6 protein-coding genes, 5 tRNA genes and 1 rRNA gene are annotated in these 7710 nt (G+C 57.2%); 8 read left to right on the top strand and 4 right to left on the bottom strand.

The genetic code is table 11. From position 1 onward, the window contains the following. Positions 1 to 5: 5 nt before the first annotated feature. The 6 genes from rrf (at position 6) to I2C21_RS15520 (ending at position 665) form a co-directional block, all read left to right on the top strand. Positions 6 to 121: ribosomal RNA gene (gene rrf / locus I2C21_RS15545) — 5S ribosomal RNA — on the top strand. Positions 122 to 162: 41 nt separating this feature from the next. Next, positions 163 to 238: transfer RNA gene (locus tag I2C21_RS15540), tRNA-Asn, on the top strand. A gap of 76 nt (positions 239 to 314) precedes the next feature. After that, positions 315 to 391, top strand: a tRNA-Ile gene (locus I2C21_RS15535). A 3-nt stretch (positions 392 to 394) separates the two neighbouring features. After that, positions 395 to 470, top strand: a tRNA-Trp gene (locus I2C21_RS15530). Between the two features lie 39 nt (positions 471 to 509). After that, positions 510 to 586, top strand: a tRNA-Asp gene (locus tag I2C21_RS15525). A gap of 3 nt (positions 587 to 589) precedes the next feature. Then, positions 590 to 665, top strand: a tRNA-Thr gene (locus I2C21_RS15520). Between the two features lie 113 nt (positions 666 to 778). Here I2C21_RS15520 and I2C21_RS17850 read toward each other — a convergent pair. From I2C21_RS17850 to I2C21_RS15500, 4 genes are all read right to left on the bottom strand, one after another. After that, positions 779 to 2209 carry a GNAT family N-acetyltransferase gene (locus I2C21_RS17850; protein WP_353654827.1) on the bottom strand — a complete coding sequence of 477 codons (1431 nt, stop codon included), beginning with the start codon at positions 2207 to 2209 and terminating at the stop codon, positions 779 to 781. Between the two features lie 192 nt (positions 2210 to 2401). After that, on the bottom strand, positions 2402 to 4102 hold the full coding sequence (locus I2C21_RS15510; RefSeq protein WP_195279692.1) for a carbohydrate-binding domain-containing protein: 1701 nt from the start codon (positions 4100 to 4102) through the stop codon (positions 2402 to 2404). 14 nt (positions 4103 to 4116) lie between these two features. After that, entirely contained in the window at positions 4117 to 4812 is a 696-nt protein-coding gene (locus I2C21_RS15505; RefSeq protein ID WP_195279691.1) for a DUF4956 domain-containing protein, read from the bottom strand. Further along, complete coding sequence (locus I2C21_RS15500; protein ID WP_353654826.1) at positions 4805 to 5521, bottom strand: polyphosphate polymerase domain-containing protein; 717 nt, start codon at positions 5519 to 5521, stop codon at positions 4805 to 4807. Before I2C21_RS15500 ends, I2C21_RS15505 begins: the two co-directional genes overlap by 8 nt. 176 nt (positions 5522 to 5697) lie before the next feature. On the opposite strand from I2C21_RS15500, the gene I2C21_RS15495 reads away from it, so the two are divergent. After that, positions 5698 to 6375: a response regulator transcription factor gene (locus tag I2C21_RS15495; RefSeq protein WP_195279690.1), complete on the top strand. Its 678-nt coding sequence runs from the start codon at positions 5698 to 5700 to the stop codon at positions 6373 to 6375. Then, the gene (locus tag I2C21_RS15490) at positions 6372 to 7634 is read left to right on the top strand and encodes a sensor histidine kinase (protein WP_195279689.1); all 1263 of its coding nucleotides are present in this window, start codon (positions 6372 to 6374) and stop codon (positions 7632 to 7634) included. The genes I2C21_RS15495 and I2C21_RS15490 overlap by 4 nt, the downstream gene beginning before the upstream one ends. Positions 7635 to 7710: the final 76 nt, after the last annotated feature.

The following is a 7710-nucleotide window of genomic DNA, read 5'->3' as shown; positions in this document are numbered from 1 at the left end:
AGTAAGTTGGTGTTGATTGCGGTGAGGGTCCACCCGTTCCCATTCCGAACACGGAAGTTAAGCTCACCTGCGCCGAAGATACTTGTCTGGAGACGGACCGGGAAAATAGGTAATGCCAACACAAGAGAGGGTCTGGTCTGACCAGACCGGACCCTTTTATATTCCTCCTTAGCTCAGTCGGTAGAGCATGCGGCTGTTAACCGCAGGGTCGTTGGTTCGAGTCCAACAGGGGGAGCCAGAAACGAGTGCGGCTTGCCGTCACGAATCATGGCGGCAAGCCATTCTCTTCTTACGAAGAACCGAACACCGGTAATGGGCCTTTAGCTCAGTTGGTTAGAGCAGCCGGCTCATAACCGGTCGGTCCACGGTTCGAGCCCGTGAAGGCCCACCATGTAGGGGTATAGCTCAGCAGGTAGAGCAGCGGTCTCCAAAACCGCGTGCCGAGGGTTCGATTCCTTCTGCCCCTGCCACAGAAAAAACAGTAAACGCTGATGATATAGAGTAGAAATGGCGCGGTAGTTCAGTTGGTTAGAACGCCGGCCTGTCACGCCGGAGGTCGAGGGTTCAAGTCCCTTCCGCGTCGCCATTTGCTGCTGTAGCTCAGTAGGTAGAGCACATCCTTGGTAAGGATGAGGTCTCCGGTTCAAATCCGGATAGCAGCTCCAAAAAGCCTTGAAAACTTCGGTTTTCAAGGCTTTTTTGTTGCTGAAAAGCGGATGGATTTTGTATGGGCCGGTATGCGGATCAGAGTAGATCCGCATACCGGCCCATGTCATTTTTATTTTTCACCGATAAACAGCAGGTGATCGGAGGCGCCCAGGTGTTCGGGCTTTTCGCAGATGTAAAAGTGATACCGCAGATATTGGGCATAGCTCTCGTCATCCATTGCATTGATCTTATCGTGAAGCAGTTCACTGATACCGTCGGAGGCGACCTCGTGCAAGATTTTAATACCACCCGCACGGAGGAGATCCCGACAGGCGTCAATGGTGTGAAATACAAAGGGGAAATCATCACAGCGGAATGTTTCTTTGTTGTAGTCCCCGTTTACAAAATAGTCCGGTATCTCGTGGAACATAGTGAGTATGACCATGTCATTGGAAATAAACGCAAAGAACAGTTTGCCGTCGGGTTTGCACACACGCTTTGCCTCGGCAATGGACCGGAGCTTGCCCGCTTCACTGTGTAAGTGGTACAGGGGGCCCAAGAGAAGGACGATATCAAAGGAATCGTCGGGGTAGCGGCTGAGATCCATAGCGTTGCCCTGTACCAAATCAATGGAGTCCTGAGGAGTCAGCTTTTTTTGAAAGGCTTCGATGTTTCGGTCGGACAGTTCCAAAGCGGAGACGGCATAGCCCTTGCGGGCAAAATACAGGCTATATTCCCCTGCACCGGCTCCTACATCCAGGATCTTTGCCCCCGGAGCAAGGTACTGCTCTATATACCGCACCGTGGTCAAGAACTCCACACGGGCAGCTTTGGAGCGATTCAGACGGCTGTTTTCGTCTAAGCGGGAATACAGGGTCTGTACAAGTTCGGTGTCATTTTTAAACGAGAGGCCATTTGAAAAAAGCGCGGGTCTGTCCCAGTCATTTTTCAGAATGGCGTAATGGGTGGTATCACAGACCCCCTGGTTGTTGCGGCCGGACTGTCTGGTGGTACCCTCATATTTCATGCCGCATTTTTTCATGACAGCGCCAGAATGGGGATTGTTGGGGTCGTGTCTGGCAGTGATGCGGTTGAAATCACAGGTGTCGAAAAGGTAATAGATGACCGCTTGCAGCGCTTCGGTCATGATGCCCTGGTGCCACCAGCGTCGTCCGATGCAATATCCGATTTCAATGGAAGAAAGCTGGTCGTTGGGGTCCATGCCACTGATACTTCCGATGGGCTGTCCCACCTCTTTTAGGACAATGAGCCACTGGTAGTAATCGCTTTGGGCGTAGTGATTGATCCAATCCTGCAGAACCTGTTGGGAAGCTTCTACACTGCTGTGGACGGGCCAGGTCAAGTATTTTACCACGCCCGGATCGGAGGCCCAGTTGTCAAACATCGATTGCGCATCTTCCGGTACGGCTCTGCGGAGAAGAAGTCTCTGGGTTTCAATGGTTTGGGTTCCCCTGTGGATCGCCATAAAATCAGTCCTTTCCATGTAGCGTACAAAATAAAAAAGCAGTGCGGGCCAACCGTGGAAGGTTTTGGCCCACACTGCTCTGTTTTCGCTCCAGATCCGCCTGGATTATTGGAAAAAAGAGTATGACAATGTAAGCCCCATGCAGCAAGTAGGCATAGGGTTACCGAATACATGGTCCACATGGCAAACAGAAAAACGGTTGTGCATTGTCACACCTCCTGCGATTTTTGGGGTATTATACGCCTGCATGGAGGAAAAGTCAATAGGTTACGCCTCGGAAGGAGCCTCCTGGGCACTGTCTTGCGGTGGCTGGGGACGATCTCCATTCTCAGAGGGAGCACCGCTGGGTTGGGTGCCCGGATTGCCGCGGAGACCACCGCGGCCGCCCATACCGCCCCCCATCTGGCCGGGATTTTGCTCTGAGCCGTCATTGGTGGTGACTGTGCCGCCGTTGTTGGTATAAGTGCCGTCGCAGTCCAGCGCCGTATTGCCGCTGCCATTGCAGGTCAGATCCAACGTTCCGCCGTTGACGGTCAGATCTCCGTTGGAATCCACACAGTCCCCTGTGGAGACAATGGTGAACTCTCCGCCGTTGATGAGGATAAAGCTGTCCGTGCCGCTGGAAAAGGTGTCTTGTGACTGCCCGCCAGGTCCGCGGAGACCGGAGCTGTCGGCCCCTCCGGCGGCGTTGAGCCCGTCGTCGGAGGAGGTAATGTCGAATGTGCCGCCATCAACTGTGATGCTCAACCCCGCGATCCCCTCGTAACAATAGGGGATGGTAAAGGAGCCGTTCTGGATGGTGAGGGCAGCGTCGGAGTGGATGGCGTCGTCACCGCTGCGGAGGGAGAAGGTGCCGCCGGTGATGAGAGCCTCCCCGCCGGCGTGGAGGCCGTCATCGACGGTATCCAGGGTAAAAGTACCGCCCGCTATGGTGAAGCTGCCCTCGGCCTTTATGCCCTTCTGGCTCACGGTGTCCGCTTCGGGCTCTGCGGCAGTGGTTTCACTCTGCGCTACCCCGCTCTTTTGCTGTCCACCGTCCATGGGGCCAAACGCATCCTCGCTACTGCTTAGATCTACGCTGGCGCTGCCTGCCCCCGTGTGTAGGTCAAAGGTCCCTCCGTCGATCTGGAGGGCGCCGGCGGCGCTGATGGCATCTCCCTGCGCGGTAACCGAGAAGCTGCCCTCAGCAAGGTAGAGGAAGCCCAGAGAGGGATCGTCGCTGTTCTCTGCACGGAGGCCGTCCTTACCCGAGGTAATGGTAAAGCTGCCGCCGGCAATGGCGATGCTGTCTTTTCCGGACAGGCCGTGGTTGGCGGCAGTGATGGTATAGCTGCCGCCGGTGATCACCAGCTCATCCTTGGACACCACCCCGTGCCCGGCCGGAGACTGGATGGTAAGACTGCCGGTGCCGTTGAGAGTCAGGTCGGTCTTGGAAAAAAGAACCGCGTCAATGTTGTTTTCATCTATGGCCACATACTCCCCGCCATTGGCAAGGTAGTTCTCAGTCCCATCGGCCAGGGTAAGGAACACCTTATCCGCCGACAGAGCATAGATGGGAGCGGAGGTGGCGCTGGTCACATCCACGCCGTTGAGGACAAGTTGGACTTTGTCGCTCTCGCCGGCGTTGACAACGATCTGCCCGTCCGTGAGGGTGCCCGAGAGGAGATATACGCCCTCGGAGGATAGGATGACCCGGCTGCCTTCGATGGTCACGGCATCGGAAGCGCAGGAGGCGCTGTCCCCATTGAGTTGGATGGGGATGGCGGCGCTCTCGTCATAGGTGCCCGCCAGGTCCCGGTCACTGAAAAGCGCCTGGGTATCGATGGCGGCAGCAGTGGACTCTGCCGTCTGAGCGGCAGTTTCAACGGCGGCAGAGGGAGTAGCCTGGGTGTTCTGCGCTCCACAGCTGCTGAGGAGCAGCAGAGCGGACAGCAGGGGAGGGGTCAGCCGCAGGATTGGGTGTTTCATAAAAACTTCCTCCTTTACAGGGCGGCGGCGCTGGTATCCTGGTGGCCCAGGGAGATCTCCAGGTTCCCGTTGCGCAGCCGCAGCTGGTCGATAAAGCGTTTTTCCTGGGAAGGGTCCTTTAAGGTCAGATCATAGGTCAGCTTAAAGAGACTGCCCATGTTGGTGGTCTTGACCTGCGTGAGGGAATACCGGCGGGCATACTGATGCAAAACGGGATCAAATACCCCGGCATAGTCCAGGTCCTCAGGAATGGTAATATGGAGGGTGCGCTCGGGGGGATTCTGGGCCCAGGGACGCAGGCTCAGGGCGTTATAGAGCATCATGGCTCCGCCCAGGATGAGGGTAAAGAGAGCCCCATAACCAAGGTAGCCCATGCCGGTAATGAGGCCTGTTCCCATGGCCACAAAGAGGGCCCCGATCTCCCGGGCGGAGCCCGGGGCAGAGCGGAAGCGCACCAGGTTGAAGGCTCCGGCCACGGCCACTCCGGTGCCAACATTGCCGTTGACCATCAGGATGACCACGCAGACCACTGCGGGCAGGATGGCGAGTGTTACGGCCAGGCTCCGGCTAAAGTGGGAGCGCCACAGGGTCATGGCACACAACAGAAGGCCCAGAATCAGGGACACCCCCACACACAGCAGAAAGGCGCCGGGGGCAATGGTATTGGTCAAAGCGGTATCAAAGAGACCTTGAAACAAGTTGTCAGGCATATTTTTGTTCTCCTCTCTGCTGGGAAAGCAGGATTGTTTGATAGGCGGTTCCATATTTGGAAAAAGAAGTTTTAAAGATGCCCAGTTCGGACAAGGTACGGGCCATCCAGAGGGGCAGGCTGCCCGCGGTCTTGACCTCCATGAGCACCTGGTCGGCAGGAAGGATGGGAATGCCCCAGGGGTCAGAGTTCAGGGTAAGAGCCTCCTGGCGGTAGCGGATTTCAGTATCAAAGGTGACCCGGAACGCCTCGTCCTCCACCCCGCGGTAGGAGTCCCGCTCATAGGAGAGGAAGACGGCCGGGCGCAGGGCGGCGTAAAATCCCGCCGTATAGGCCAGCTCCCCGCCGATCTGGGTCTCCGGCCAGGAGGCACTGCCCGCAATACAGTCCAGGGCCTCCCTTTGGGGCATGGTGAGACGGCGCTTGTAGACCACGGAACAGTATTTCTTCTTCAACTCCACGAATACCGGCGCCTCCAGACCGGCCCGGCCGTAGCTGCGGACACGGAGCTTTTCCTTGTAGACCGGCCGCTCCAGACTGCGGCGGATGAGGCGGAAGTCGGGGGTATCCAGGTAGAGATTACGGATGGAGCTGTGGCTGTACTCGTCGGGCACCACATAGGGCGCCATCGCGGCCAGGATGACCTGCTGCTGCCGGCGGCTCATCTGATATTTGATCTCATATCGCTGAAAGACCATCTGATTTTTCACGGGTGTGGCCTCCTTTTTGAACATCGTGAGGTCAGTATAGAGATCCAACCCTAATTGAACTTAAAATCCGCCCACTCTTTTCGGCTGACATTTTTCGCCCCCGGTGCTATTCTTTTAATTAGAGTTAAGGAGCGTATGCTATTCTTGCCTTATAACACAGGAGAGAAGGTGGCGCAATGCGCATTTTATTGGCAGAGGACGAGCGGTCCCTGTCCCGGGCCGTGGTGGCCCTGCTGGAAAAACACAACTATTCCGCTGACGCGGTATATGACGGAGAAGAGGCCCTGGATTATCTGGAGGCGGGGAATTACGACGCCCTGATCCTGGATATCATGATGCCCAAGCTGGATGGACTGGAGGTCCTACGGCGGCTGCGGGCGGCGGGGAATCCCATCCCGGTGCTGCTGCTCACCGCCCGGTCAGAAATAGAGGATAAGGTGACGGGACTGGACACCGGGGCCAACGATTATCTCACCAAGCCGTTTTCCACCGAGGAGCTCATGGCGCGCATCCGGGCCATAACCCGCAGCCAGACCGGCGGCCAGCTGACCAGCCGCCTGAGCCTGGGCAACATCACCCTGGATCAGACTACCTATGAGCTATCCTCTCCCCACGGAAGCTTCCGCCTGGCCAACAAGGAATATCAGATGATGGAGCTGCTCCTGCGCAATCCCCGGCAGCTCATCTCCAGCGAGCGGTTTTTCGAGCGGATCTGGGGCTATGACAGCGAGGTGGAGCTGAATGTGGTGTGGGTGTATATCTCCTATCTGCGGAAAAAGCTCGCGGCCCTTCAGGCGGATATTCAAATTAAGGCGACCCGCAACGCGGGCTATTCCCTGGAGGAGCGGCCATGATCAGACGTCTGCGGCATAAGCTGATCGCCGCCTGTATGCTCTCCCTGGCCATCGTCTTGCTGGTGATCCTGGGGGGCGTGAACCTGATGAGCTATCACAAGGTGGTCTCTGACGCCGATGCCATCCTGGCTGTGCTGGCCACCAATGACGGGACCTTCCCCAAACACCAGGGAGGGCTCCAGCAACCCCCGCCCGGTGAGCTGGGAAGGAAACCGGACCTCTTTGACCAGCGGGGCATGTCCCCGGAGACGCCGTATGAGTCCCGCTTCTTTTCGGTTCTCCTCGGCGAAGACGGCCAGGTGCTCCAGACAAACACCGGCCAGATCGCCGCTGTGGATGCCGAGGACGCCGCCGCCTATGCTCAGAGTGTAGTGAAATCCGGGCACAGCGCCGGTTTCTGGGGAAACTACCGCTATCTGCTCTGTGATGACGAGCTGGGCAGCCGGGTCATTTTTCTGGACTGCGGCCGCAGCCTCTCTTCCTTCCGCACCACCCTCCTTGCCAGCCTGTCGCTGGCCCTGCTGGGGCTGGCGGCGGTCTTGATTTTGCTGCTGATCCTGTCCAAGCATATTGTCCGGCCGGTGGCGGAGAGCTATGAAAAGCAGAAGCAATTCATCACCGACGCCGGCCATGAGCTGAAGACCCCCATGACCATCATCAGCGCCGACGCGGATCTGGCAGAGATGGAGTGCGGAGAAAACCAGTGGCTCACCGACATCCGCCGTCAGGCCAGGCGCCTGACCGAGCTGACCAATGATCTCATTTATCTCTCCCGCATGGAGGAGGAGCAGCCCAAGCTGCAGTGCATTGAGTTTCCCATCTCCGATGTGGCAGAGGAGATGGCCGACTCCTTCCAGGCCCCCGCCAAGAGCCAGGAAAAGGACTTCTCTCTCTCCATCCAGCCCATGCTCTCCTTTACGGGGGATGAAAAAAACATCCGAAAGCTCATCTCCATCCTGTTGGACAACGCCTTGAAATATTCCCCACGGGGAGGAAAAATAGAGCTGCGGCTGGAAAAGCAGGGGCGTACCCTCCAGCTGACCGTGTCCAATACCGTCGAGCGGCCGCTGGAGCGGGAAAAGCTCTCCCATCTCTTCGATCGGTTTTACCGGACGGACCAGTCCCGCAACAGTCAGACCGGTGGCTACGGGCTGGGACTGTCCATTGCCCGGAGCATCGTGGTGGCCCATAAGGGAAAGATCCGGGCGGAGAGCCCGGAGGGAACGACACTGTCAGTGGTGGTCCTTCTCCCGCGATGACAGTTTCGTTTGATTTTTAAGTTCAATTAGGGTTGCTCTTTTATCCTGATGGCAGAAACCTGAGAGAAATACGCCA

Origin of the sequence: Clostridium sp. J1101437_171009_A5, assembly GCF_015547905.1 — a bacterium.
GTDB lineage: Bacteria > Bacillota > Clostridia > Oscillospirales > Oscillospiraceae > Pseudoflavonifractor_A > Pseudoflavonifractor_A gallinarum.
Note: the sequence above shows the minus strand (reverse complement) of the source record. Positions and strands in the feature narration are given on the sequence as shown.